This window comes from Devosia alba (assembly GCF_039938915.1).
GTDB lineage: Bacteria > Pseudomonadota > Alphaproteobacteria > Rhizobiales > Devosiaceae > Devosia > Devosia alba.
Map to the genome: position 1 here is coordinate 145,565 of NZ_JBDUUI010000009.1, position 23,180 is coordinate 168,744.

Below are 23,180 nucleotides of genomic sequence, written 5' to 3' on the forward strand. Positions count from 1 at the left end.
CGCGGCCCGGCCAGTTACCCAAGGAAAGCAAGGCCCGTGGCTTTAAGCGACGACAGCAGATATCTATCGGCCATGACAGGCGAAGCACGCGTGGAGGATTACCTCGCGCTGCTGAAGCCCAATGTCATGCAGCTGGTCGTGTTCACTGCCATTGTTGGTCTGCTGGTGGCGCCAGGCGGGATCAACCCGCTGATCGGCTTCATCGCCGTGCTTTGCATTGCCATCGGCGCAGGCGCCGCCGGTGCGCTCAATATGTGGTATGATGCCGATATTGACGCCATTATGAGCCGCACCATCAATCGCCCGATCCCTGCAGGTCGCATTTCGGGTGGCGAAGCGCTGATCTTTGGCGTCGTGCTGTCGGTATTTTCCGTCGTACTGCTGGGTCTGGCGACCAATTGGGTCGCTGGTGGCCTGTTGGCCTTCACCATCTTCTTTTATGCCGTGATCTATACCGTTTGGCTCAAGCGCTCGACGTCGCAGAATATCGTCATCGGCGGCGCGGCCGGCGCTTTCCCACCCATGGTGGGCTGGGCTGCCGTCACCGGCACCATCACCCTGGAAAGCATCGCGCTATTCCTGATCATCTTCCTGTGGACGCCGCCCCATTTCTGGGCGCTCGCTCTCTACAAGCAGAGCGACTACGGCGCAGCCGGTATTCCCATGTTGCCCAACGTCAAGGGCGTACCCCACACCAAGGTACAGATCCTCATCTACACCGTGCTGCTGGCCGCCGCTGCCATGCTGCCGACCCTGTTGGGCTTTGCTGGCCTGATCTACACTGTTGTGGCCGTGCTGTCGGGCGCGGGCTTCCTGGTGTTGGCCTGGAGGCTGTTGCGGACTGGCGAAGATGTCGTGATGCGCAAATCGGCGCGCGCGCTGTTCAACTATTCGCTGGGCTATCTGTTCGTCCTGTTCCTGGCGCTGCTGGTCGACAATATGCTGGCGCGATATGGCGTCCTGCCAGGAGTTCTGTCATGAGCGCACCCGACGAAATTCGCGCCGTCGAGATCGAAACACCTGAGGTTGCCGCTGCCCGCGCCAAGCTACGCCGTCGCCGTGCGATTGCCCTGGGTGTCGCCTTGGCGCTGTTTGCCATCACTTTCTACATTCTGACCATCGTCAAGATGGGACCGGCGCTGTTTGATCGGGCAATATGATGGCTGACTTGACCCAATATGATAGTGCGGCGCGCACCAGCAGTCGCAATCGGCGCACCGCGCTGAGCGGTTTGTTCATTGCCGCCGGCATGGTGGGACTGGCTTATGCGTCAGTACCGCTCTACCAGCTATTCTGCCAGGTTACCGGTTATGGTGGCACCACACAGGTCGCGGCAGAGAATCCCAAGGGTATTATTGCCCGTGAAATGAAGGTGGGCTTCGACTCCAACGTCGCCAGTGACCTGCCTTGGAAGGTGATCGCGGCCCGTCCGGTCACCGACAAGATCGGCGCCGTCGATACAGTCAATTTCGTGGCGACCAATTATTCGGACAAGCCGGTTACCGGTCATGCCATTTTCAATGTCTCTCCGGACAAGGCTGGCGTTTACTTCAACAAGATCGAGTGCTTCTGCTTCACCGAGCAGACGCTGCAGCCCGGCGAAACCGTAGACATGCCGATCGTCTTCTTCATCGACCCCGAGCTTGATGACAATCACGAGCTCGCTACCGTTAAAGAGATCACCCTCTCTTATACTTTTTACGCTTCAGACAACGAGGGAAGCTGACCATGGCTGGAATTGCCAAGAATCACGACTATCACATGGTCGAACCGAGCCCGTGGCCGTTTGTCATGTCGGTCGCGGTGTTTTTACTGGCCCTGGGCATCATTTTCTGGATGCGCCAGTGGACGCCTTGGATGTTTTTCATCGGGCTGACCGCGGTGCTGTACACCATGTATGCGTGGTGGAGCGACGTCATCAAGGAAGCCAATAACGGCGTGGACCACACCCCTGTCGTGCAGATGCACCTGCGCTACGGGATGATCCTGTTCATCACGTCGGAAATCTTTGTCTTCTTCGGCTTTTTCTGGGCCTATTTCGACGGCTTCTTCCGCCTCGACGACGTCGAACAATATGCCCGCGTGGCCGGCACTGGCGGCGTCTGGCCGCCGATTGGTGTCGAACTGTTCGACCCCTTCCATCTGCCACTGTTCAACACGCTGCTGCTGCTGACTTCGGGCACTACCGTCACCTGGGCGCATCATGCGCTGCTGCAGAACGACCGTGAGGGCCTCAAATGGGGTCTTGCCTTGACGGTATTGCTGGGCGTGGTGTTCACCGCCGTGCAGGCCCTGGAATATAGCCAGGCCGGCTTCAGCTTCAGCGGCAATATTTATGGTGCCACCTTCTTCATGGCGACGGGCCTGCATGGCTTCCACGTCATCATCGGCACCATCTTCCTGGCTGTCTGTCTGCTGCGCGCCGTCAGGGGCGAATTCACGCCGGAGCGCCATGTCGGCTTCGAGCTGGCCGCCTGGTACTGGCATTTCGTCGACGTGGTGTGGATTTTCCTGTTTGCCTCCATCTATGTCTGGGGCAGCTGGGGTGTGCCGCTCAGCCACTAGGCTCACGCGATTGATTGCACGGGGCGCGGCTACATGCTGCGCCCCGATCTGTTTGGAGGCCAGCTTGTCGCAACCATCGCCGTTCACCGCCGGTCTGCTCTGCCGCTGCCCGCGCTGCGGCGAGGGCAAGCTGTTCAACGGGTATCTCAAGCTGGCGCCGAAATGCACGGTGTGTGGGCTGGACCTGTCCTTCGCCGATAGTGGTGATGGCCCGGCAGTCTTCGTCATTTTCCTGGTCGCGCCCGTCATTGTCGTACTGGCCATGGTGGTTGGCGCGCTCTTCAATCCGCCGCCTTTCGTCCACCTGATGCTGTGGATTCCCGCCACGATCGTTTTGTCGCTGGCGCTGTTGCCCCCCTTCAAGGGGGTGCTGGTGGCCCTGCAATATCGCCACGACGCCCATGAGGGGCGCCAATGAGCCAGCGCGGTCGCCTCGGATCGGTCATGACCGGCACATTTGTGGTGCTGATGCTGCTGTTGGCCGCTATCTGCGTCTGGCTCGGCGTCTGGCAATTGCAGCGTCTGGCCGAGAAGGAAGCGTTGATTGCAGCCGTCGACCAGCGCCTTGACGCGCCACCTGTCGAGGTGCCTGCGGTCAGCCAGTGGGCCAGCCTCGATCTGGACGACCTCAATTTCCGCCCCGTCTCGTTGAGCGGCGCCTTCCGCTACAACCAGACAATCACCGTCTTCACCAGCCTGTCCAACGCTCGCGGCGCCGCCTCCGGCCCCGGCTATTGGGTGGTGACCCCGTTTGTACTGACCGATGGTGGCACGGTATTCGTCAATCGTGGCTTTGTGCCCGAGGCGCTGCAGGAAGCTGCAGTTACCGACCCGGAAAGCGATATCGTCCCGGTGACCATCACTGGCCTGCTGCGCTCTGGAGAGAAGGCGGGCTTAATGACGCCGGCGCCCGACACCTCCAACCGCGTTGAATGGGTCCGCGATCCGGCGCGTCTGGCCGAAATGATCGACCCTGCGCTGGCGCCAATTGCCCCATTCTATGTTGATCTACCCGCCGGAGCGCCCGGCGAATTACCCCAGGGTGGTGAGACGGTGATCGAGTTCCCCAATAGCCACCTGGGCTACGCCCTCACCTGGTTCGGCTTTGCCATTGTCGCTGTCGTCATGCTTGGCTTCTGGTTGTTCCGGCAACGCACGAGCAGCAGGGACTGACGCGGCGAACTTGCGGTTCAACGCCGATTTCACTAGGTTATGGCAATTCCAAGAGGGCGTTTCCCCCCAATGCAGTTTGTTTCAACGCGCGGGCGGGCACCCGTGCTCGGCTTCTCTGACGCAGTTCTGGCTGGCCTGGCATCCGATGGTGGGCTCTATGTACCCCAGTCCTGGCCGCAAATAGGGGCCGACGAAATCGCCAGCTTTGCGGGCAAATCCTATGCCGAAGTCGCCTATGCCATCATCAGCCGCTTTACCGGCGACGAGATCGCACCGGCCAGACTCAAACAGATCATCGACGATTCCTATGCCGTGTTCCGTCACCCTTCGGTAGCGCCGCTGGTGGAGCTCGCTCCGGGCCAGTTTGTGCTCGAACTGTTCCACGGGCCGACGCTGGCATTCAAGGATGTCGCCATGCAGTTCCTCAGCCGGATCATGGATCATATCCTGGCCGAGCGGGGGCTCAAGGCAACCATTGTCGGCGCCACCTCGGGCGATACCGGTTCGGCTGCCATCGAAGCCTTCCGTGGTCGTGACACCACCGATATCTTCATCCTGCACCCACAGGGGCGCACCTCGCCGGTGCAGCGTCTGCAGATGACCACCGTGCTCGACGCCAATGTCCACAATATTGCCCTCGAGGGCACGTTTGATGACTGCCAGAACATCGTCAAGGCCATGTTCAACAATCACGGTTTCCGCAATCGCGTCCGCCTGTCAGGGGTAAACTCGATCAATTGGGGCCGCATCGTCGCGCAGATCGTCTACTATTTCACGGCGGGTGTTTCACTGGGCGCGCCGCACCGTCCGGTCAGCTTCACCGTGCCGACCGGCAATTTCGGCGATATCTTTGCTGGCTATTGTGCCAAGGCCATGGGCCTGCCCATCGACAGGCTGATCATCGCCACCAATGCCAATGACATTCTGCGCCGCACCCTGGACACCGGCCGTTATGAAATGGCCGGCGTGGCCCCAACCATCAGCCCGTCAATGGATATCGAGATCTCGTCGAACTTCGAGCGGCTGTTGTTTGAGGCCGCGGGACGCGATGCCGCTGCCGTGCGGCGGATGATGGATGGCCTCAAGCAATCGGGCGGCTTTGCCGTCCCCGACATGGCCTTGCAGGCCATTCGCCGCGACTTTGCTGCTGCCACCACCGACGAGGACGCGACCCGGGCCACCATCGCCCAGACCCTCAAGGCGGCCGACTATCTGCTCGATCCGCATACGGCCGTGGGCCTGAACGTGGCCCAGCAGCAACCCCATGGCACGACGCCGATGATTACCCTGGCGACCGCGCATCCGGCCAAATTCCCTGCCGCCGTCAAGGCCGCCTCGGGTGTTGATCCGGCGCTGCCGAGTTGGCTGGGCGACCTCTATGAGCGCGAGGAACGCCTCAGTGTCCTTGCCAACGACCAGCAAGCGGTTGAAGATTTCATTACAGCGCGTACGCGCGCTGCCTAGCGAGATGAGGGGCCGGCGGCCATCCGATCGCTGGGCCTGAGGAGAATGCTGAGTGAGCGTAGAATCAACGACCCTGGACAATGGCATGGTGATCCTGACCGATCACATGTCCCATCTCGAAAGTGCTTCGCTGGGCGTCTGGGTCAAGGCGGGAGCGCGCTCCGAACGCAAGACCGAGCATGGCATTTCCCATCTGCTCGAGCACATGGCCTTCAAGGGTACCAGTTCGCGCAACGCGCTGCAGATCGCTGAAGCCATCGAGAACGTGGGCGGTGATCTCAACGCTGCTACCTCGATCGAGCATACTGGCTATTTTGCGCGGGTGCTCAAGGAGGACGTTGTCCTTGCTGCCGATATCCTTGCCGATATTCTGCAGAATTCCCTGTTCGATGAGGACGAATTGGTCCGCGAGAAGCAGGTCATCGTCCAGGAGATCGGCGCGGCGCGCGACAATCCGGACGATCAGGTGTTCGACCTGTTTCAGGAAGCCGCATTTCCCCGCCAACCCATCGGCCGCACCATTCTGGGCACGGCTGACTCGGTCCGCGAGGTCAACTCCGATACCATCCGCAAATACATGAAGCGCAATTATGTGGGTGACCACATGGTGCTCGCGGCTGCCGGCAATGTCAGCCATGACGAGCTGGTCGATGTGGCGCGCGAGCGCTTTGCTGAACTCAAGCCCAATGGCGCCCCGGCCCCGCAACGCGCTGCCTATGAGGGTGGCCAGGAACGGCTGGTCTCCGATCATGAGCAGGCCCATATCGTGGTAGGCTTCGAGGGCCGCGCCTACAATGCTGACGGGTTCTACGCGGCGCAGGTCCTGGCCTCGATTCTGGGCGGCGGCATGAGCTCGCGCCTGTTCCAGGAAATCCGGGAGAAGCGCGGCCTGTGCTATTCGGTATATTCGTTCCACTGGGCTTTTGCCGACAGCGGCGTGTTCGGCGTCGCGGCAGCTACCGGCGAAAGCGAAGTGGCCGAGCTGGTGCCTGTTGTGCTCGATGAACTCAAACGGGCCACTGAGAGCATCACCGAAGATGAAGTGATCCGCGTGCGCAACCAGATCCGCGCTGGCCTGCTGATGTCGCTGGAAAGCCCCTCGGCACGGGCCGGGCAACTCGCCCGCCAGCAGATTCTGTGGGGCCGCCCCATCCCCATGCAGGAGACGGTGGACCGCATCAACGCCATCACTGCCAGGCGCGTCCAGGATATTGCCGAGCAGATCTTCACCCAGGGCGCACCCACCCTGGCCGGCATTGGCCCCATCGGCAATCTCGCCGATGTCCAGGCCATTGGTGAACACCTTAAGCGTTAGTGGCCAAAGCCATGCTCTGGCCCTGGTCGTCGCCGACATCGCTGGTCAACCTGCAGGGCAAGACTGTGCAACTGCGCCTGCCGCAGCTGTCCGATTACGAGCAGTGGTACGCACTGCGCCGGGGGAGCCGCGATTTTCTGCGCCCTTTCGAACCCCGCTGGACCGAGGCCGATCTGGCGCAGCGGGTCTTTGTCACGCGGGTCAAGCGCGCCCGCGAAGAGGCGGAGGAGGGGACCGACTACTCCCTGTTCATCTTCCTGCCTGACGGGCGCCAGCAGACCCTGGTGGGCGGAATAACCCTGTCCAATGTGCGCCGGCGCGCCGCCCAGTTCGTCAATCTGGGCTATTGGATGGGCCAGCAATTTGCCGGCAAGGGCCTGATGAGCGAGGCGGTTGCCACCTGCCTGCCCTTTGTTTTTGATACCCTTGCCTTGCACCGCATTCACGCAGCCTTTCTGCCGGGCAATCAGGCGTCGCGCCGGGTGCTGGAGAAGAATGGCTTCGTCGAAGAGGGTTTTGCCGAGAAATATCTGCAGATCAATGGCCGCTGGGAAGACCATGTTCTGTTCGGTCTGACCCGGGAACGCTATGAACTGGCCAGTTTCGTCGGGCGCGTGGGATAGAGTGTGGCTATTGCGCCACAGCGCGGGAAGCTTGTCGCCTGTTGCAATCCCCGCTACCTAATGGACGCTCCCCTCAAGAGGATGCCTTTCCGGCTGCGCGACAGTTTTCTTGCGCTTGGTCGGATCGCTGCCACAATGAAGCCTACCGCAGGATATACTCGCCCTTGATGCGTCACCTTTATGCACTCGCGATGTGTCTTGCCCTAGCGCTGACATCGCTCGCCCCCGCTCTTGCCCTGGAAGTCATCTCGGTTCCCGACGACGTCAATGCCGTCAATCTGTCGGATGTGCTGGACGTCCGGCCCGGCAGCGATGGACGCGTGCAATTGTCCACCGCACCTGGTGCTGACGGCATTATCCGCCGTATCGAAGTGCTCGCCTCCGAAGCGGGCACCAATCCCGGCTTCGCCCTGTTCGCGCTGCGCAATGAGAGCGATCAGCAGATCGAGCGGCTGCTGGTGGCGCCATTCTACCGACTGCCCGGATCGGGTATCTTGCAGCCCGACCTCGGCAGTGACCGCGTCACCGCCCTGACCCCCAGTGCCGGCATCAGGCCGGTGCGGTTGAGCGATGCCGAAGCCGATGTTTTCGAGGTGACGCTCGATCCCGGTGCCACCGTGACCTTTGTCGCCGAATTGACCGGTCAGGGCCTGCCCGAACTATATCTGTGGCAGCCCAATGCCTATCGTGACTACGTCAACTCTTTCACCTTGTTCCGCGGCGTGGTGCTGGGCGTTGCCTCACTCGCCGCGGTGTTCCTGACCATCATGTTCGTGGTCAAGGGACGCGGCGTGTTTCCAGCGACCGCTGCGGTTGCCTGGGCAGTGCTGACCTATTTGTTGATCGATTTCGGCGTGCTCGGCCGCCTACTGGGTCTGTCGGCCACCGGCGTACAGCCGCTTCGTGCCGCCGCTGAGGCAGGCATCGCCACGACTCTGGCCGGATTCCTGTTCATCTATCTCAATCTGCACAGATGGCACCTGCGCTTCGTGCACCTGGCCCTGGGCCTTGCAGCGCTGTTCCTGGCGCTGTTCGCCTTCGCTTTCTTTGAACCCGCCATCGCTGCCACCATTGCACGCCTGGTGCTGGTCTTGCTGGGCCTGTCGGGCTTCTTCCTGATCCTGCTGCTGGCCCTGCGCGGCTACGACCGCGCCGTCTTGCTGGTGCCCACCTGGATCATCGTCATTGCCTGGCTGTTCTATTCCTGGCTGGTGGTTTCCGGTCAGGTCTCCAATGACGTGGCACAGCCTGCCGTTGGCGGTGGCCTGGTGCTGATCGTCATGTTGCTCGGCTTCACCGCCGTGCAGCACGCCTTCTCAGAAGGTCAGGTCACCATCGGCACCCTGTCCGAGGTCGAGCGGCGCGCGCTGGCCCTGACCGGCTCGGGCGACTTTGTCTTTGACTGGAACATTGAGCGCGATCGCGTCGCCGTCAGCGACGAATTGGCGATTCGGCTGGGGGAAAAGCGCGGCGCGCTGCGCGGTGCCATCAAGCTCTGGCTCGATCGCGTGCATCCCGATGATCGTGATCGCTTCCGCACCGCCTTTGATACGCTGGTGGAACTGCGGCGCGGCAAGGTGTCTGCCGATATGCGCGTGGCCGGCCATGATGGCAATTACCGTTCCTTCCGTATGCGCGTGAAGCCGGTTTTGGGCGGCGACGGCCAGGTCAACCGCATCGTCGGGACCCTGCAGGATGTCACCGAAGACCGCGCCTCGCGCGAGCGCCTGCTGCACGACGCCGTGCATGACAGCCTGACCGGCCTGCCCAATCGGCAATTGCTGCTTGACCGGCTGGAGCGGGCGCTGGTCCGTGCCCGCCTCCCCGGCGGCACCAAGCCGGCCGTGTTCCTGATCGACATCGACCGCTTCATGGAGCTTGAGGAACGCATTGGACACGCTGCGTCCGATTCGGTTCTGTTGGCCATTTCGCGCCGAATTACCCGCGTCATGCGCCCGCTCGACACCGTGGCGCGCATTACCGGGGACCAGTTTGCCGTCATTCTGGCGTCCGAACAGGCCGCCGGAAAGATCGCCGAGACCGCCGAGCAGATCCGCAAGGCCCTCAAGGCCCCCTTCAACTTTGGCGACCGCGACCTGACACTGACCGCCTCGATCGGGGTAACCATCTATGACAGCAATCCTGCCGAAGCCGCCGATGTGCTGCGCGATGCTGAACTGGCCATGTATTACGCCAAGCGGCTGGGCGGTGACCGGATCGAGGCCTATCGGGCTTCGGCACGGTCGATTGCCGCCTATAACCGCGCCAGCGAGGAAGATCTCGAGCGGGGCATGAAGCACGGCGAACTGCATGTGCAGTTTCAGCCGGTGATGGATATCCAGACCAATCAGATGGTGGGGGCCGAGGCGCTGATGCGCTGGACCCACCCCACCCGCGGCGTCGTCAATCCGGACGAATTCGTGCCGCTGGCAGAACGCTCCGGGCAGATCGAAAAGCTCGGCCGGCTCGCCTTCGAGCAATCCGCCGCCCAGGCCAAGGACTGGATGACCGCCTTTGGCCTGCCCGAGGACTTCTTCATCTCGGTCAATCTCTCGCCGACCCAGCTGGCGACCGAAACCCTGCTCAACGACATGCGCAGCCTGGTGAGCCAGGACAAGGAACTGGCCCGCCACCTCAAGCTGGAGATCACCGAGAGTCAGGTGATGACCAATCCGGAGCACTCCGCCTATATGTTGCAGGCCTTGCGCAATCTCGGCCTGGGTCTGGCGCTCGACGATTTTGGCACCGGCCATTCCTCACTGAGCTATCTGCACCGCTTCCCGTTCGACACCATCAAGATTCCACAGGCCTTTGTGAAGCTGAGTGAAGGCACCGGCATTGCCCACACCCAGACCCCAATCATCAAGTCCATCGTGACGCTGGCCAGTGATCTCGATCTGATGGTGATCGCCGAGGGCGTTGAGAGCCAGGAAGAGCTTGAGCGCCTGCGTACGCTCAATTGTCGCTATGCCCAAGGCTATGCGTTTGGTGCGGCGATGACCGGCCCCGAATTCGGCAAGAAACTGGCCACGCAACTCGGCCGCTAGGCGTGTCCCGCATCCGGACTCAGCGAGGCCCGGGTGATATGCAGACTGGCCAAAGCGGCATCATAGCGGTCCGCTACCGGCGTCTCGAACAGCAGCTTGGGCGAGAATGGCGCCGTCAGCCAGCCATTGCGGGCAATCTCATCCTCCAACTGGCCCGCACTCCAGCCACAGCAGCCCAGCGCGAACAGGGCGGACGCCGGTGGCGGCCCAAAGGCCATGGCCTTGAGCACATCCAGTGTTGCCGTCAGGCTGACCCCGTCCGCCACGGCATAGGTATTGCCGCTCCGGTAATCGGACGAGTGCAGCACGAAGCCGCGTCCCCTCTCGACGGGCCCCCCCCGCATCACGGCGCGCTGGCGGATTGTGTCGGGCAGCCGGATGACGCTGTCGGGATCACCCAGATCGAGTTCATCGATGATGTCGGCAAAGCGCAGGTTTTCCAGCTCATGATTGACCACGAGCCCCATGGCGCCCTCATCGCCGTGGCCGACGAGCAGGATGACGCTTTCTGCAAAGCGTTCATCGTCCATATCGGGCATGGCGATCAGGAATTGTCCTTCAAGTGAGTTCATGACTGCAATGTAGGCGTCTGCACCTGTCCTGCCAAGTTCGGCAGGCAGCAAAGCGGTTCAGTGGTCTTCACGAAGGCCTGATGCGCCCGTAGCTGTTTCTTCATGCTGTCCTGCGCTATTGGCAATGCCATGCGCCCATCATTCCTCGCCGCTGCCGCTGCCGCTCTCGCCCTGCTTGCCCAGCCTGCTTTCGCGGGCGAGACCGCTTGGCAGGAAGTTGCCCCCGGCGTGAACCTGCGTCTGATCAGCACAGGACAGATCAAACCCAATGGCAAGATGCTGCTGGGGCTTGAGATCGACATGCCGGTCACGACCAAGACCTATTGGCGGGTGCCCGGCGAAACCGGACTGCCCACCGAGCTCGACTTCAGCACCTCACCTGCGGTGATCGATCATCAAATTCTCTGGCCCTATCCGACGCTGTCGAGCCAGGGTGGGTATTCCGATTATGTCTATTACGGTCCCACCGTGCTGCCGATCGAGGTGACGCTGTCCCCCGGCGCAACCCATGCCGAGATGGCGGCCGTGCTCGGCATCTGCTCGGACATCTGTGTGCCCGCCCAGGCGCGCTTTTCACTGGCCCTGGCAGACCCGACACCCGACCAGGCCAACGGTCTGCGACTGCGTCAGGCCGTGGCCATGGCGCCCATCGACTGGGATGAAGATACCCAGCCGATTGGCGAAGTGGTCTATGACGCCCAGTCTGGCATGCTCGAAGTTCCCGTCAGCGATGCGGCGCTCGACCCCAACTCGCTGATTGCGGCGACGGCAAGCGGCCAGCCGCTGTTCGGCGCGCCGCAAAAAAGCCCGGAACCGAACCTAGTGCTGATCCCGGTGCTGGGGGATGATGGCGAGACTGATCTGGCGAACCAGCCGGTGGAGCTCACCTTCATGACGGAGATGGGCGCTTTTGAAATCAACCGGTCCGTCGCGGTCTCACCAGCCGACTAGCGAGTGTTAAGGGGAAAGGCCGGCAAGGCCTTGTTTGTGGTGACAAAGCCGCATATTCCGGACACTTGTGTTGAGCGAGGCGAAGTGCTGCCCCTGGGGTAGCCATATGCAGGGGCCTATCGAAATATGATTGAACGCGGCAGTTCGTTACCGTCCGTACCGACCAAGCTTGTCAGTGCTGATGGCTTTGTCGACACCACTTCAGACGCCGTATTGGGGCAGGGGCTGGTGGTGCTGTTCACCGTTCCGGGGGCTTTTACGCCCACTTGCCACCTCAATCATCTGCCCGGCTTCCTTGCCAATCTACCCAAGCTCAAGGCTGCCGGCGTCGACCGTGTCGTCTGCGCTTCGGTCAATGACCATCACGTCATGAAGGCCTGGGCCGAAGCCAGCGGCGCATTGGGACAGATTGACTTTGTTGCTGACGGCAATGCCGCACTGGCCGAGGCGCTTGGCCTGGCCAAGGATCTTTCTGTTGCCGGCATGGGCCAGCGTTTTGCCCGCGCTGCCATGATCATCCGAGATGGTGTTGTCGACGCGGTCTTTCTCGAAGACGCCCCCGGCGTTGGCGCCAGCGGTGCGCCCGCTATTCTGATGGCCCTTGAAGCCGGCACCGTCTAGTATCGCGTTCGGAGATTTGCTGATGACCGTTTTCACGACCCTGTCCCTGCGCTTGACGGCCGCCGCTGCCGCCGCAACCGTGCTGGCCGGCTGCTCGATGGGCAGCATGTTTGGCGGCGGCAATGCCGCCCAGACCCAGACATTGCAGAACGCCACTGCCACGCCGGCTGCCGTGGCGCAGGCCCAGAGCAGCGCCTTGCCCGCCATCGCCACCCAGTGTCCGCCCATCCGCGTGCGCCCCGGCAGCGAGGCGATGTTCTACTATGGCAGCGGCAAGACCGGCGATGCGCGAGCGCTGCAGTATCAGGGCGTGATCGACGAAAGCACGCGCAATTGCGTGGTTTCCAATGGCCTGATTACCGTCAATATGGGCGTGACCGGTCGGGTCCTGCTCGGGCCCCAGGGCAAGCAGACCAGCGTCAATGCCCCGATCCGGTTTGCCGTCGAACGCGATGGCCAGGCCATCTTCTCGGAAAAATACACCATTCCCGTCGCCATCACCGCACCCGCCCGCTCGGCCGAGTTCGTCAAGGTGATCGACAATGTCGCCATCCCCTATCTGGGCGGCGAGGACATTGTCATCTGGGTTGGCTTCGACACCCGCGGCTGAAATTTCCGCAGTATCGCTTAGTTGAGAGGCCCGTGGACAAGTCCGCGGGCCTTTCTGTTCGGCGCATCGTCTATGACGACTACTCCGCTGCCTGGGGCAGCTCCTCGGGCCGTTCCCATTTCAGGATCGGCGCGCGGGCCGCGCGGGTTTCGTCGAGACGGCGGCGGGGCGCGTGGAGCGGCGCCGCAGTGAAGCGCGCCGCATTGCCGGCTTTGGCATCGAGCGCCAACTCTTCCATCACATCGCAGAAGTGATCCAGCGTCTGCTTGGATTCGCTCTCGGTTGGCTCGACCAGCATGGCCCCATGCACCACCAGCGGGAAATACATGGTCATGGGGTGGAAACCCTCGTCGATCAGCGCCTTGGCAAAGTCGAGCGTGGAGACACCGGTGCCGGCGAGGAAGCTGTCATCGAACAGCGCCTCATGCATGGTCGGGTAATCGGGGAACGGCACCGAGAACACATGGCCCAGCCGTGCCTTGATGTAATTGGCGTTCAGCACGGCATCTTCCGCCGCCTGTGCCAGCCCGTCGCCGCCATGGCTGAGCATATAGGTCAGCGCCCGGACATACATGCCCATCTGGCCCTGGAAGGCAGTGATGCGGCCCAGCGCCTCGCCTTCGGTGTGTTCGACCAGCTCCAGACCATCGCTGCCCTGGCGCACGAAGGGCACTGGGGCGAACGGCGCCAGCGCTGCCGACAGCACCACCGGACCGGCACCCGGCCCGCCGCCGCCATGCGGCGTCGAGAAGGTCTTGTGCAGGTTGATGTGCATGGCGTCGATGCCCAGATCGCCCGGGCGAACGACGCCCATGATGGCGTTGAAATTGGCGCCATCACAGTAGAAGAACGCCCCGGCATCGTGGACCGCCTGCGCAATCTCGATCACCTGCGGCTCAAACAGGCCACAGGTATTGGGGTTGGTCAGCATGATCGCCGCCACTTCGGGTGACAGTGCATCCTTGACCGCCTGCACGTCGACCGTGCCGTCGGAACGGGCCGGGATCGACTTGACCGAGTAGCCCAGGAACGCTGCCGTGGCCGGATTGGTGCCGTGCGCGCTTTCGGGGACCAGCACGATGGTGCGGTGACCCTGTCCGGCCGCCTGCTGCGCCGCCTTGATCGTCATCATGCCCAGCAGTTCACCATGCGCGCCGGCCTTGGGGGTGAGCGCCACGGCCGAGGTATTGGTCAGCGTCATCAGCCAGTGGCTGAGCTGGTTCATCAGCTCGAGCGCTCCCTGCACGGTGGAAACCGGCTGCAGCGGGTGGATATCGGCAAAGCCGGGCAGGCGGGCCATTTTCTCGTTCAGCCGCGGATTGTGCTTCATCGTGCACGAGCCCAGCGGATACATGCCAGAATCGATCGAGTGGTTGAGGCGGCTGAGGCGGACGTAGTGGCGCATCGCTTCCGGTTCGGTCAGGCCGGCCAGATCGAGCGGCATCTTGCGTTCGAAGCCGCCCAGACGGGCATTGGTGATCGTTGCGTCGGGCAGATCGACACCGGAATGCTCGGTATCGCCGATCTCGAACAGCAGCGGTTCATTGGGCAGCAGCGCCGAGCCCGAGGTGGAGGCGAAGTCTGAGGTGCCGGTGCCGGTAGGGCGGCCTTGCTTGTTCATGCTCATGCCAGTTCCTCGCTCAACGCAGCGCAGAGCGCGGCGATATCGCCTTCAGTGGTCAGTTCGGTTGCGGCCAGCACGATGAGATTGGCAACCCCCGGATCGCCCGGCTCCAGCCGGCTCACCGGCACGCCGCCCAGAATGCCGCGCTGGGCCAGGCGCTCAATCAGCGCAGCGGCAGGCGTGCTGGTGCGAATGGTCATTTCGTTGAAAAAGTTCTTGTTGAGCACCTCGACCCCGGGCACCGCTTCGAGCGCATCGGCCAGCTTGCAGGCATTGGCGTGGTTGAGCCGGGCCAGGCGGGTGAAGCCGGCTTCGCCCAGCAGCGCCATGTGGATGGAGAAGGCCAGGGCGCACAGCCCGGAATTGGTGCAGATATTGCTCGTCGCCTTTTCGCGGCGGATATGCTGCTCGCGGGTCGACAGCGTCAAAACGAAACCGCGCTGGCCTTCGGCGTCGACGGTCTCGCCACAGACCCGGCCGGGCATTTGCCGGATGAATTCCTTGCGCGTGGCCAAGAGGCCCAGATAAGGCCCGCCAAAATTCAGCGCATTGCCGATCGACTGGCCCTCGGCCACCACGATATCGGCGCCCAGTGCGCCCGGGGCTTCGAGCAGGCCCAGCGAGACCACCTCGGTGATCACCACGATCAGCAATGCGCCCTTGGCATGGGCCGCGTCGGCCGCAGTCTTGATGTTGCGCAGATGGCCGTAAAAGTCCGGCGTCTGCACCACGATGGCGGCGGTCTCTTCGTCGATATGATCGAGAATGTCGCCCTGGCCTTCGGGCGAGGCCGACAGGCATTCGAGATCGCTGTCGTCCTTGAGATAGGCCTTCACCACGTCGCGATAATGCGGATGCAGGCCGCCCGACAGCACCACCTTGTTGCGCTTGGTGAGGCGCCGCGCCATCAGCACGGCCTCGGCCGTGCCGGTGGAGCCGTCATACATGCTGGCATTGGCCACATCCATGCCGGTGAGCTTGGCCACCTGGGTCTGGAACTCGAACAGCATCTGCAGCGTGCCCTGCGAGATTTCCGGCTGGTAGGGCGTATAGGCTGTGAGGAACTCCGAGCGCTGGATCAGGTGATCGACCGTGGCCGGCACATGATGGCGATAGGCGCCGGCGCCGATAAAAAACGGACCATCGGCCCCGGCATGATTCTGGCCGGCCAGCGCCTTCATATGCGCTTCGACCAGGAATTCGGGACTATGGGCGGGCAGGCCGAGATCAAAGCTCTTGAGCGCGCCCTTGGGCACGGCACTGAACAGGGCGTCGATATTGGCGGCGCCGATAACGCCAAGCATTTCGGCGCGTTCGGCTGCGGAATGGGGGAGGTAGCGCATGTTTGTCCGTTACTTGGTCAGTTCGGCATAGGCCGCGTCATCGAGCAGGCCGTCGAGCTCGCTGGCATCGGCGATGGTGATCTTGTAGATCCAGCCGCCGCTTTCGGGATCGGTATTGATCAGGCCGGGTTCGCCCGATAGCGCCTCGTTGATCTCGGAAACGGTACCAGCCACCGGGGCATAGATTTCCGAAGCCGCTTTCACCGATTCGACCACGGCGGCCTCGTCGCCCTTCTTGAGCACCTTGCCGACGCTGGGCAGTTCGACAAAGACGATGTCGCCCAGCGCGTTCTGTGCGTAGGGCGTGATGCCGACAATCCCGGTCGATCCCTCGACGCGGATATATTCGTGGTCCGGGGTGAACTTGGTGGTCATGGCTGATCTCTCAACTGGCTTTGGACTTGCGGAAATAACGATGCGGTACGAAGGGCGTTGGTACCACTGTGGCGGCCTGGGCACGGCCGCGCACGCTCACCTGCAGCGCCGTGCCGATTTCGGCATGGCTGGGCGGCACGAAGCCCATGGCGATGGTCTTGCCCAGCGAAGGGGCAAAGCCGCCGCTGGTGACCGCGCCAATGATGGTGCCGGCAGCGTCAAGGATCTCAGCGCCTTCGCGGGCCGGTGCGCCCTCGACCATCAGGCCGACGCGAATGCGGCCGGGCGCCCCGTCGCGCTCGGCCAGTATGCGGCTGGCACCGGGGAAATCGGCGGCCTCGCGACGGCGCTTGGACACGGCAAAGCCCAATCCTGCCTCAATGGGCGAAACACTTGCATCCAGGTCATGACCATAGAGCGGCAGGCCGGCTTCGAGGCGCAGGCTGTCGCGGGCGCCCAGGCCCACTGGCTGGACGCGATCGTCGGCCAAAAGGGCATCCCACAGCCTGGCGGCACTGGCGGCAGAGACCAGGATTTCAAAACCGTCTTCGCCGGTATAGCCAGCGCGCGAGATGATCAGGCGTTCGCCGCTCCAGTCGAAAGCGCGGTACTGCATGAAGCTGAGGTCTTCGACACCGGGCGCGATCCGGGCCAGCACCTGCACGGCCTCGGGACCCTGCAGCGCCAGCAGCGCATTGTCGGCATCGGCGCGCATCAGCCTGGCCTTGTCGCCCGCTGCCGCCTCGATGATGGCGAAGTCGCCATCCTTGGTGCCGGCATTGACCACGATATAGAGCGCGCCACCCAACAGGGGCGAGCGGCCAACCATCAAGTCATCGATAACCCCGCCCTGATCATTGAGCAGCATGGTGTAGCGGATATTGCCGGGCTTGAGGCCGGTGATGTCACCACAGATCAGCGGTTCGATGATGGCAGCGACGGCGGCGTGATCGGCTTCGGCGTCGCCGCCGGGATTGTTGAGCGTCAAAAAGCCTGGCCCCATATGGCTGACATCAAACAGCCCCGCATGTTCGCGGGTCCATTTGTGTTCGGCCATGATACCGGAGGCATATTGCACGGGGAGAGAATATCCGCCGAACGGCACCATGCGGCCATTGGCGGCCAGGTGCTGCCCGTAGAGCGGCGTGGTCTTGAGCGATTCGGCTGAGGTTTGGGCCATCAACACATCCCGGATTCTGAACTCGGTGACACGACTACACTCGCCTTGCGGCGAATTCCGTGCCCCCTCTGTCCTGAACACCTGAGAGATTTCCCGGCTGAGCGCCGGTTGCTCCTTCGGTGGGACCCGGCAATGTGCCGGTCCGCTTTCCAGAGTTGTAGCCTACTACGGTCCTTTGGCCTGAGAGTTTCCGGGGCGGTTGCTCCTTCGGCGCCGGAGAAATCCAGTCTCTCCCGCAGTGGGCGCACCATGCTGGAGATTCCGCGAGGCGTCAATCTCGGGATATGGCGAAGGTGTTTCTTTGCTCGGATACCCCCACCTAACCTCCCCCTGAAGCGGGAAGGACAGATCCAGTATTCGGCACGCTCATGCCACACCCACCGTTCCGTCCCTCCTCCTGAAGGGGGAGGTCAGGCGGGGAGCTGAGAGTCTACCGCAAACGACAAGGGCGGGCATAAATGCCCGCCCTCAAATCTTGAATCGGCGCGACGCCTAGTTCAGGCGGTTGCCGACATCGGCGATGGCCTTGTCGACGACCTGGCCGCCCTTGCGGTTCATCTCGTCGGTCAGCACCAGACGAGCCGCTTCGATGGCCACATCGGCCGAGCGGGCGCGTACTTCGGCGACAGCATGGGCCTCGGCCTGGGCGATCTTGTCTTCCACCGACTTGGTGCGGCGGGTGATCAGATCCGCCAGCGCGGTCTGTGCTTCGGCAGTCAGCCGCGTCGCTTCTTCCTTGGCAGCGGTAATGATGCCGGCCGCCTCGCTCTCGGCGGCAACGCGCTTCTGCTCATACTCCACCAGCAGGGCAGCGGCCTCTTCGCGCAATTTCTTGGCTTCCGCCAGATCGTCGGCAATCTTCTTGATCTGGGCGTCGAGCATCTTGGCGATGATGGTGTGGATGCCGAAATACAGCGCGAGTCCGAGGAAGATGATCAGCGCGACGAGGGCGTAAAAGCTGTTGTCGAATTCCATCTCGCTTACTCCTTGGCCTTGGCGACCGCAGCGCGGACGCTATCAGCCGAGACGTCGCCGACCAGCTGGCTCACCACCGTCTGGGCGGTTTCGGTGGCGATCTCGTCCACATGGGTCAGTGTCTCGGTCTTGGTGACCAGGATGCGGGCTTCGGCTTCGCTCACCTTGGCGCTCAGATCGGCCTCGACGGCGCTGCGCTTGGCAGCCAGATCGGCCTGGATCGCCTCACGCGATTCATTGGCAATGCCCTGGGCCTTGGCCTTGGCGGCAGCCAGGGCAGCCTCATAGGCAGCAATGGCCGCGTCGGTCTGCTGGCGCGAGGCATCGGCGGCTGCCAGATCGGCGTCCATGATTGCCTTGCGGTTCTCCAGAATGCCGCCAATGCGGGGCAGGGCGATCTTGCTCATCAGCAGATACAGGGCGCCAAAGGTAATGGCGAGCCACAGCAGCTGCGATGGAAATGTTGCGGGGTCAAACGGCGGGAACACATCCGAACCATGCTCGCCACCCGATGCTTCGGTCGTGGCATGGGTGTCGGCGGTCGGATCGGCGTGAGGTGCGTCGGTGGCGCCAGGCGCCTCGACGAGCTCTTCGGCCGGTACAGCCGCTTCTTGGGCGTAGGCTTGCGTTGCCATCAGGTCAGGTCCCGTTAAATTCGGTCAGCCGGCAGATATGCCGGTGAAGAACGCGCAGCCGGAACGAGCCCGGCTGCGGAAAATCGTGATCGCCGTGTCAGTCCTAGACGACAAACAGCAGGATCAGGGCAACCAGGAACGAGAAGATGCCCAGAGCTTCGGTCACGGCGAAGCCGAAGATCAGGTTCGAGAACTGGCTTGGCGCTGCCGACGGGTTGCGCAGGGCGCCCGACAGGAAGTTGCCGAAAATGTTGGCCACGCCAATGGCGGCGCCAGCCATACCGAAACAAGCAATACCGGCACCGATGTACTTTGCGGCTTCAGCTTCCATAATATTAGTCCTTTCAAGCGACTTTTAAGCGGGGGTTCTGGCGGAACAGCCCGCCGTGACTGGTAGTTAGTGAGATGGGTGGATCGCGTCGTTGAGATACATGCAGGTCAGGACTGCGAAGACATAGGCCTGAACCGCACCGACGAGGAATTCGAGACCAGTCAGCGCGACGGCCATGATCAGCGGCAACGCCGACCCCAGGATGCCCAGGAAACCCAGGCTGCCCATGGTGACGATGAAGCCGGTGAAGACTTTGAGCGTGATGTGACCGGCAAGGATATTGCCGAACAGACGCACGGAAAGCGAAATCGGGCGGCTCATGAACGAGATGAACTCGATGGGCGCCACGATGGGAAGGATGTAGCCGGGCACGCCGGCCGGTACGAACAGCTTGAGGAATTTCGGGCCGTTCTTGACGAAGCCGTAGATGATGACCGTGAGGAACACCAGCATCGACAGCGCGAAGGTGACGATAATGTGGCTGGTGACGGTGAAAAAATACGGCACCATGCCCAGCATATTGGCCACGAAGATGAAGGTGAACAGGCTGAACACCAGCGGGAAGAAGGTCATGCCGGCGGTGCCGGCGGCACTTCGCACCATATTGGCGACGAAGCCATAGACCAGTTCGCTGAGCAGTTGCGCCCGGCCCGGGATCACGCTCTTGGAGCCGGTCGACAGGATCAGGTAGAGCCCGATAATGGCCACGGTGGCGACCATGAACAGCGCCGAATTGGTAAAGGCGAAGCTGAGGCCAGAACCCGCAGTGCCGTCACCGCCAAGGGTGAACAGCGGGAACATGTCCTCGATGACGAATTGGTGGATCGGATCAGTACCGGCCAAGATAGAGCCCTCTAAGCGTCATCATTATTGTCTTCACCGTCCTCGCCAGGTCCCAGATCGGACCCCGGCGGGGCTGGCGATGCGGCATTCATTTGTGCCACCACACGGGTGACATTGAGTATTCCAGCAGCAAAGCCCACCAACAGCATGATGAGCAAGCCCCAGGGGCTGGTTCCCAGGCCAAGATCGATGAGATAGCCGATAATGGCACCCACCAGGATCGCGGCAATGAACTCGGTACCGATGCGCATGCCACGCGCCATACCGCTCATCGCCGGGGATGCTTCTGCCGAGGCTCTGTTGTCCTCGATATCGCGGTCCCGCTTGGCTGAGGCAATGCGCGATGCAAGATCGTGCGTCACCCCGTTGGCGCTGTCCGGCTGGCCTTTGGTATCTTGCGGTTTTGCCATCCGCTTGCTCCCCTCGGCCGGCTTTCTCCCCGCTATTTCGGGGACGCCTTTTAAGTCGCGCGCAACATAGTAGTGGGGTCTGAGAGTGTCAAGACAACCTTACCGACTGTAACATGTTGATCTGTAACAGAAATTCAGCTTGTCGCGGGGGTGCGGCATGCTGTCCACCGGCGATCATGGCGAAGTCGGGGCGGGGATAGGGGGATTCTACCACCCAAGGGCATGCCGAAGCGCCGCCTGCAGTGCGGTTGTCACTCGCCATTCGAGCATAGCTCTCATGGCCTTCTTGGTTTGAAAGGCTCCACTGGAGCCTTTCATCTGCTTCGCAGACCACCTGCGAAGACGGACCCCGAGACGGCTTTCGCCTCTTGAGTAAAATAAAATGAGACAAGAGCCGTCTCGGAGCGCTGGTTTTTGGAACTGTCCGGCGGCATGGGGGTCGCTCGCCCCCTCACGGCCGGACTTGGAACCTGTGGAAGAGGCGCCTCCCACCCAGCTCACCCCACCACTGTTCGCCTGCAGGCCGCCCGTGCGGGGTGATGGCGGCAGTATGCGCGCAGTTTTGGCGGCGGGGACAAGATGGATAGCTGCTTGTCAAAACACCGTGGCTCGTTGATCGTGAACACCATGCCGCCACGCTGTCGGTATAGGGTGGTTCACAATGGACTGCGTCTGAGGAATCGCCCTTTCAGTCTCGCTTTGAAACCGGAGAATTCCTGTCATGCTGCCCAAGGGTATGATCACCGCCGCCATCCTGGCCGCCACTATCGGCTCGACCGCCGCCCAGGACCCCACCCCGGTGGAGGAAGGGCAGGCGCTGGTGACCATGTATTGCGCCGATTGTCATGCCACCGGGGCGACCGGCGACAGCCCGCTGGCCGGGGCCCCAAACTTTCGCGACCTGCATCTGCTTTACGATGTGTCGTTTCTCAGCGAGGCGCTGGTCGAGGGCATCGTCACCGCCCATCCCGAAATGCCGCAATTCGAGTTCGACCCCGCACAGGCCTCGGCGATCATCGACTATCTCAAATCGCTGGAACCCCAGACTTAGGGTGTTCGGGAGCATCGCCCGGCAGTGCCGGGCAAGCCACCGTGAGACTTTATACCCGGTACCGTAGAATGGCAGCGAGTTCCTGGCCCTCGGGCAGATCCTCCTTGCGCACGGCCATCACCTGGGCGCCCGACAGCCAGGCCCGGCTGGCGATCTCATCGACAATGCCATAGCTGGCAGCGCCTTCCTCTTCACTGAACACGATGGCCCCGCTTTCATCATCCACCGTCCCATTGACCACGCTGTCCATATCCACCAGCAGCGTGTCGATGGCGCCGAACGTGGCAGCGCGGGCGGCGTCCGACATATCGGTTGTTGCCCGTCCATCCGAGGCGCGCGCTTCGAATCGCTCGAAAAACGCGTCTATCTTGGTCCGGTAGTACTTATCGAGCACTGGCCGCGCCGCGTCGGCGAGATTGGCCTCGCTCATGGTGTCGATTTCCCCGGTGACCGTTCCCGGCAGCGCCTCCAGATTGGCGACCGACCGGAAGAGCGAGGCGAGGGGCTCGGTGGCCGCCAGGATCAGTGGCAGGCCCTTGCCCGCCAATACCGGGCGCAAGGCCCCCTCGACCACCCGAATATACTTTGTCAGCTGGACTTTCTGGCCTTCGGAGCCATGGATGCGCCGGCTGTGCGAGCGGTCATTGATGGTGGATTTACCCACCGCACTGGCTGCGTCCTTGGGCAGATCGGCTATCTTGAGTTCGTGCACCTCCGAATCCGCCGCGATTTCCACGGCTCGGACGGCATTTTCCGACAGCGCCAGCACGACGGCGGCATGGGGGAACGTCACCGCCCGCAACAGTGGCTTGAGGTGGAACCGATCGGAAACCGCCACGCTGCTGTTGACCCGATTGGCCAGTCGGAAGGTGCGAACCCGGTCCGGTGTCGCCAAAACGGCAAGGCTGGTCGCCTGGAAGCGCCAGAACGCATCGTCATCGGCAATATCGTCAAACAGCTCGTGCAGGCTGGCGAGGCGCCGTTTGTCGAAACCGGCGTCTTCCAGCTGCTGGCTGGCCTGCTTTGTCAGATTGCCGAACTCGATGCGCGCCTTGTCGATATCCTGTGTCTGCGCCGTGGTTGCAAGATAGATGGACACGCAGGCGTCGGCACGGGCCTCCATCAGGGCTGCAAGTTCAGCGCGGTCGGGAATGTCTACATAAAGCATATCGGTCCTTTCAGAGAACAAATCCATTCAGCTACAGTCTTAACCGCCCGCGCGGGAAATCGTTTCAAACAATCGCCTCAGTGGCGCTTTTGCCGCACGTGCGAACTGAACCCTATCCCGCAAACCATTATTGTTGCGCGCCCTTCAATCCTCCCCTGTGACTGAGAAACCTGCGCCAATCACCATTCACATGAATCAGTATCGGCCGCTGCAAATCCGGAGCGCACCGACCGCCTGATGTGCATGCAGGCCCAGGTCGCCCTCGTCGCCGTCACCTCGAATTCGGATGGGGCGCCCCACTTGG

25 protein-coding genes and 2 riboswitches are annotated in these 23,180 nt (G+C 62.3%); of the genes, 14 read left to right on the plus strand and 11 right to left on the minus strand.

Going from position 1 to position 23,180, the window contains the following annotated elements:
• The first annotated feature begins 72 nt into the window (after window positions 1-72).
• The 10 genes from ABFY71_RS14130 to ABFY71_RS14175 all read left to right on the plus strand — a co-directional run bounded on the left by ABFY71_RS14130 (window position 73) and on the right by ABFY71_RS14175 (window position 10,187).
• On the plus strand, window positions 73-981 hold the full coding sequence (locus ABFY71_RS14130; protein ID WP_305579734.1) for a heme o synthase: 909 nt from the start codon (window positions 73-75) through the stop codon (window positions 979-981).
• A complete protein-coding gene (locus ABFY71_RS14135) occupies window positions 978-1,160 on the plus strand; it encodes a hypothetical protein (protein ID WP_305579727.1) in 183 nt (60 codons plus the stop codon). Before ABFY71_RS14130 ends, ABFY71_RS14135 begins: the two co-directional genes overlap by 4 nt.
• A complete protein-coding gene (locus tag ABFY71_RS14140) occupies window positions 1,160-1,726 on the plus strand; it encodes a cytochrome c oxidase assembly protein (protein ID WP_431021540.1) in 567 nt (188 codons plus the stop codon). Before ABFY71_RS14135 ends, ABFY71_RS14140 begins: the two co-directional genes overlap by 1 nt.
• 2 nt (window positions 1,727-1,728) lie before the next feature.
• Window positions 1,729-2,565 carry a cytochrome c oxidase subunit 3 gene (locus ABFY71_RS14145; protein ID WP_347946668.1) on the plus strand — a complete coding sequence of 279 codons (837 nt, stop codon included), beginning with the start codon at window positions 1,729-1,731 and terminating at the stop codon, window positions 2,563-2,565.
• A gap of 64 nt (window positions 2,566-2,629) precedes the next feature.
• A complete protein-coding gene (locus ABFY71_RS14150; protein WP_305579724.1) occupies window positions 2,630-2,983 on the plus strand; it encodes a DUF983 domain-containing protein in 354 nt (117 codons plus the stop codon).
• Window positions 2,980-3,738, plus strand: a complete 759-nt coding sequence (locus tag ABFY71_RS14155) for an SURF1 family protein (RefSeq protein WP_347946669.1) — start codon at window positions 2,980-2,982, stop codon at window positions 3,736-3,738. The genes ABFY71_RS14150 and ABFY71_RS14155 overlap by 4 nt, the downstream gene beginning before the upstream one ends.
• A 69-nt stretch (window positions 3,739-3,807) precedes the next feature.
• Window positions 3,808-5,202, plus strand: a complete 1,395-nt coding sequence (thrC, locus tag ABFY71_RS14160) for a threonine synthase (RefSeq protein ID WP_347946670.1) — start codon at window positions 3,808-3,810, stop codon at window positions 5,200-5,202.
• Between the two features lie 52 nt (window positions 5,203-5,254).
• The gene (locus ABFY71_RS14165) at window positions 5,255-6,517 is read left to right on the plus strand and encodes a M16 family metallopeptidase (protein ID WP_305579721.1); all 1,263 of its coding nucleotides are present in this window, start codon (window positions 5,255-5,257) and stop codon (window positions 6,515-6,517) included.
• Window positions 6,517-7,140 (plus strand): GNAT family N-acetyltransferase, encoded by a 624-nt coding sequence (locus tag ABFY71_RS14170; RefSeq protein ID WP_347946671.1) that lies wholly within the window; start codon window positions 6,517-6,519, stop codon window positions 7,138-7,140. The genes ABFY71_RS14165 and ABFY71_RS14170 overlap by 1 nt, the downstream gene beginning before the upstream one ends.
• Window positions 7,141-7,307: 167 nt before the next feature.
• Window positions 7,308-10,187, plus strand: coding sequence for a putative bifunctional diguanylate cyclase/phosphodiesterase (locus ABFY71_RS14175; protein WP_347946691.1), 2,880 nt, complete (start codon window positions 7,308-7,310; stop codon window positions 10,185-10,187).
• Here ABFY71_RS14175 and ABFY71_RS14180 read toward each other — a convergent pair.
• Complete coding sequence (locus ABFY71_RS14180; protein WP_347946672.1) at window positions 10,184-10,759, minus strand: YqgE/AlgH family protein; 576 nt, start codon at window positions 10,757-10,759, stop codon at window positions 10,184-10,186. The two genes, ABFY71_RS14175 and ABFY71_RS14180, sit on opposite strands and share 4 nt — an antisense overlap.
• A 129-nt stretch (window positions 10,760-10,888) precedes the next feature.
• Between ABFY71_RS14180 and ABFY71_RS14185 the strand changes: the two genes are divergently transcribed.
• From ABFY71_RS14185 to ABFY71_RS14195, 3 genes are all read left to right on the plus strand, one after another.
• Window positions 10,889-11,710, plus strand: a complete 822-nt coding sequence (locus ABFY71_RS14185) for a protein-disulfide reductase DsbD domain-containing protein (RefSeq protein ID WP_347946673.1) — start codon at window positions 10,889-10,891, stop codon at window positions 11,708-11,710.
• Between the two features lie 126 nt (window positions 11,711-11,836).
• Window positions 11,837-12,331 (plus strand): peroxiredoxin family protein, encoded by a 495-nt coding sequence (locus ABFY71_RS14190; RefSeq protein ID WP_305579717.1) that lies wholly within the window; start codon window positions 11,837-11,839, stop codon window positions 12,329-12,331.
• Window positions 12,332-12,353: 22 nt separating this feature from the next.
• Window positions 12,354-12,941, plus strand: coding sequence for a hypothetical protein (locus ABFY71_RS14195; protein WP_305579716.1), 588 nt, complete (start codon window positions 12,354-12,356; stop codon window positions 12,939-12,941).
• A gap of 79 nt (window positions 12,942-13,020) precedes the next feature.
• Here ABFY71_RS14195 and gcvPB read toward each other — a convergent pair whose 3' ends face one another.
• The 9 genes from gcvPB to ABFY71_RS14240 all read right to left on the minus strand — a co-directional run bounded on the left by gcvPB (window position 13,021) and on the right by ABFY71_RS14240 (window position 20,657).
• On the minus strand, window positions 13,021-14,568 hold the full coding sequence (gcvPB, locus tag ABFY71_RS14200) for an aminomethyl-transferring glycine dehydrogenase subunit GcvPB (RefSeq protein WP_347946674.1): 1,548 nt from the start codon (window positions 14,566-14,568) through the stop codon (window positions 13,021-13,023).
• On the minus strand, window positions 14,565-15,908 hold the full coding sequence (gene gcvPA / locus ABFY71_RS14205) for an aminomethyl-transferring glycine dehydrogenase subunit GcvPA (protein ID WP_347946675.1): 1,344 nt from the start codon (window positions 15,906-15,908) through the stop codon (window positions 14,565-14,567). The genes gcvPB and gcvPA overlap by 4 nt, the downstream gene beginning before the upstream one ends.
• Before the next feature lie 9 nt (window positions 15,909-15,917).
• Window positions 15,918-16,283, minus strand: coding sequence for a glycine cleavage system protein GcvH (gcvH, locus tag ABFY71_RS14210; protein ID WP_305579713.1), 366 nt, complete (start codon window positions 16,281-16,283; stop codon window positions 15,918-15,920).
• Window positions 16,284-16,293: 10 nt separating this feature from the next.
• Window positions 16,294-17,463: a glycine cleavage system aminomethyltransferase GcvT gene (gene gcvT / locus ABFY71_RS14215; RefSeq protein ID WP_347946676.1), complete on the minus strand. Its 1,170-nt coding sequence runs from the start codon at window positions 17,461-17,463 to the stop codon at window positions 16,294-16,296.
• 58 nt (window positions 17,464-17,521) lie between these two features.
• A riboswitch (glycine riboswitch) is annotated at window positions 17,522-17,621 on the minus strand.
• A riboswitch (glycine riboswitch) is annotated at window positions 17,622-17,709 on the minus strand.
• A 246-nt stretch (window positions 17,710-17,955) separates the two neighbouring features.
• Window positions 17,956-18,438 carry a F0F1 ATP synthase subunit B family protein gene (locus ABFY71_RS14220; RefSeq protein ID WP_305579711.1) on the minus strand — a complete coding sequence of 161 codons (483 nt, stop codon included), beginning with the start codon at window positions 18,436-18,438 and terminating at the stop codon, window positions 17,956-17,958.
• A 5-nt stretch (window positions 18,439-18,443) separates the two neighbouring features.
• Window positions 18,444-19,073 (minus strand): F0F1 ATP synthase subunit B, encoded by a 630-nt coding sequence (locus ABFY71_RS14225; RefSeq protein WP_347946677.1) that lies wholly within the window; start codon window positions 19,071-19,073, stop codon window positions 18,444-18,446.
• A gap of 103 nt (window positions 19,074-19,176) precedes the next feature.
• A complete protein-coding gene (locus ABFY71_RS14230) occupies window positions 19,177-19,404 on the minus strand; it encodes a F0F1 ATP synthase subunit C (protein WP_108462026.1) in 228 nt (75 codons plus the stop codon).
• 66 nt (window positions 19,405-19,470) lie between these two features.
• Window positions 19,471-20,247: a F0F1 ATP synthase subunit A gene (locus ABFY71_RS14235; protein WP_347946678.1), complete on the minus strand. Its 777-nt coding sequence runs from the start codon at window positions 20,245-20,247 to the stop codon at window positions 19,471-19,473.
• A gap of 11 nt (window positions 20,248-20,258) precedes the next feature.
• Window positions 20,259-20,657, minus strand: a complete 399-nt coding sequence (locus ABFY71_RS14240) for an AtpZ/AtpI family protein (protein ID WP_347946679.1) — start codon at window positions 20,655-20,657, stop codon at window positions 20,259-20,261.
• Between the two features lie 721 nt (window positions 20,658-21,378).
• On the opposite strand from ABFY71_RS14240, the gene ABFY71_RS14245 reads away from it, so the two are divergent.
• Window positions 21,379-21,708, plus strand: coding sequence for a c-type cytochrome (locus tag ABFY71_RS14245; protein ID WP_347946680.1), 330 nt, complete (start codon window positions 21,379-21,381; stop codon window positions 21,706-21,708).
• Window positions 21,709-21,757: 49 nt separating this feature from the next.
• On the opposite strand, the gene ABFY71_RS14250 is transcribed toward ABFY71_RS14245, so the two are convergent.
• Window positions 21,758-22,876 (minus strand): baeRF11 domain-containing protein, encoded by a 1,119-nt coding sequence (locus ABFY71_RS14250; RefSeq protein WP_347946681.1) that lies wholly within the window; start codon window positions 22,874-22,876, stop codon window positions 21,758-21,760.
• Between the last annotated feature and the right edge of the window lie 304 nt (window positions 22,877-23,180).

Excerpts from the sequence above, each read along its gene's own strand:
- ABFY71_RS14130 (WP_305579734.1), top strand. The coding sequence starts at position 73 with ATGACAGGCGAAGCACGCGTGGAGGATTACCTCGCGCTGCTGAAGCCC.
- ABFY71_RS14135 (WP_305579727.1), top strand. The coding sequence starts at position 978 with ATGAGCGCACCCGACGAAATTCGCGCCGTCGAGATCGAAACACCTGAG.
- ABFY71_RS14140 (WP_431021540.1), top strand. The coding sequence starts at position 1,160 with ATGGCTGACTTGACCCAATATGATAGTGCGGCGCGCACCAGCAGTCGC.
- ABFY71_RS14145 (WP_347946668.1), top strand. The coding sequence starts at position 1,729 with ATGGCTGGAATTGCCAAGAATCACGACTATCACATGGTCGAACCGAGC.
- ABFY71_RS14155 (WP_347946669.1), top strand. The coding sequence starts at position 2,980 with ATGAGCCAGCGCGGTCGCCTCGGATCGGTCATGACCGGCACATTTGTG.
- thrC (WP_347946670.1), top strand. The coding sequence starts at position 3,808 with ATGCAGTTTGTTTCAACGCGCGGGCGGGCACCCGTGCTCGGCTTCTCT.
- ABFY71_RS14175 (WP_347946691.1), top strand. The coding sequence starts at position 7,308 with ATGCGTCACCTTTATGCACTCGCGATGTGTCTTGCCCTAGCGCTGACA.
- ABFY71_RS14180 (WP_347946672.1), bottom strand. The coding sequence starts at position 10,759 with ATGAACTCACTTGAAGGACAATTCCTGATCGCCATGCCCGATATGGAC.
- ABFY71_RS14185 (WP_347946673.1), top strand. The coding sequence starts at position 10,889 with ATGCGCCCATCATTCCTCGCCGCTGCCGCTGCCGCTCTCGCCCTGCTT.
- ABFY71_RS14190 (WP_305579717.1), top strand. The coding sequence starts at position 11,837 with ATGATTGAACGCGGCAGTTCGTTACCGTCCGTACCGACCAAGCTTGTC.
- ABFY71_RS14195 (WP_305579716.1), top strand. The coding sequence starts at position 12,354 with ATGACCGTTTTCACGACCCTGTCCCTGCGCTTGACGGCCGCCGCTGCC.
- gcvPB (WP_347946674.1), bottom strand. The coding sequence starts at position 14,568 with ATGAGCATGAACAAGCAAGGCCGCCCTACCGGCACCGGCACCTCAGAC.
- gcvPA (WP_347946675.1), bottom strand. The coding sequence starts at position 15,908 with ATGCGCTACCTCCCCCATTCCGCAGCCGAACGCGCCGAAATGCTTGGC.
- gcvH (WP_305579713.1), bottom strand. The coding sequence starts at position 16,283 with ATGACCACCAAGTTCACCCCGGACCACGAATATATCCGCGTCGAGGGA.
- gcvT (WP_347946676.1), bottom strand. The coding sequence starts at position 17,463 with ATGGCCCAAACCTCAGCCGAATCGCTCAAGACCACGCCGCTCTACGGG.
- ABFY71_RS14220 (WP_305579711.1), bottom strand. The coding sequence starts at position 18,438 with ATGGAATTCGACAACAGCTTTTACGCCCTCGTCGCGCTGATCATCTTC.
- ABFY71_RS14225 (WP_347946677.1), bottom strand. The coding sequence starts at position 19,073 with ATGGCAACGCAAGCCTACGCCCAAGAAGCGGCTGTACCGGCCGAAGAG.
- ABFY71_RS14230 (WP_108462026.1), bottom strand. The coding sequence starts at position 19,404 with ATGGAAGCTGAAGCCGCAAAGTACATCGGTGCCGGTATTGCTTGTTTC.
- ABFY71_RS14240 (WP_347946679.1), bottom strand. The coding sequence starts at position 20,657 with ATGGCAAAACCGCAAGATACCAAAGGCCAGCCGGACAGCGCCAACGGG.
- ABFY71_RS14245 (WP_347946680.1), top strand. The coding sequence starts at position 21,379 with ATGCTGCCCAAGGGTATGATCACCGCCGCCATCCTGGCCGCCACTATC.
- ABFY71_RS14250 (WP_347946681.1), bottom strand. The coding sequence starts at position 22,876 with ATGCTTTATGTAGACATTCCCGACCGCGCTGAACTTGCAGCCCTGATG.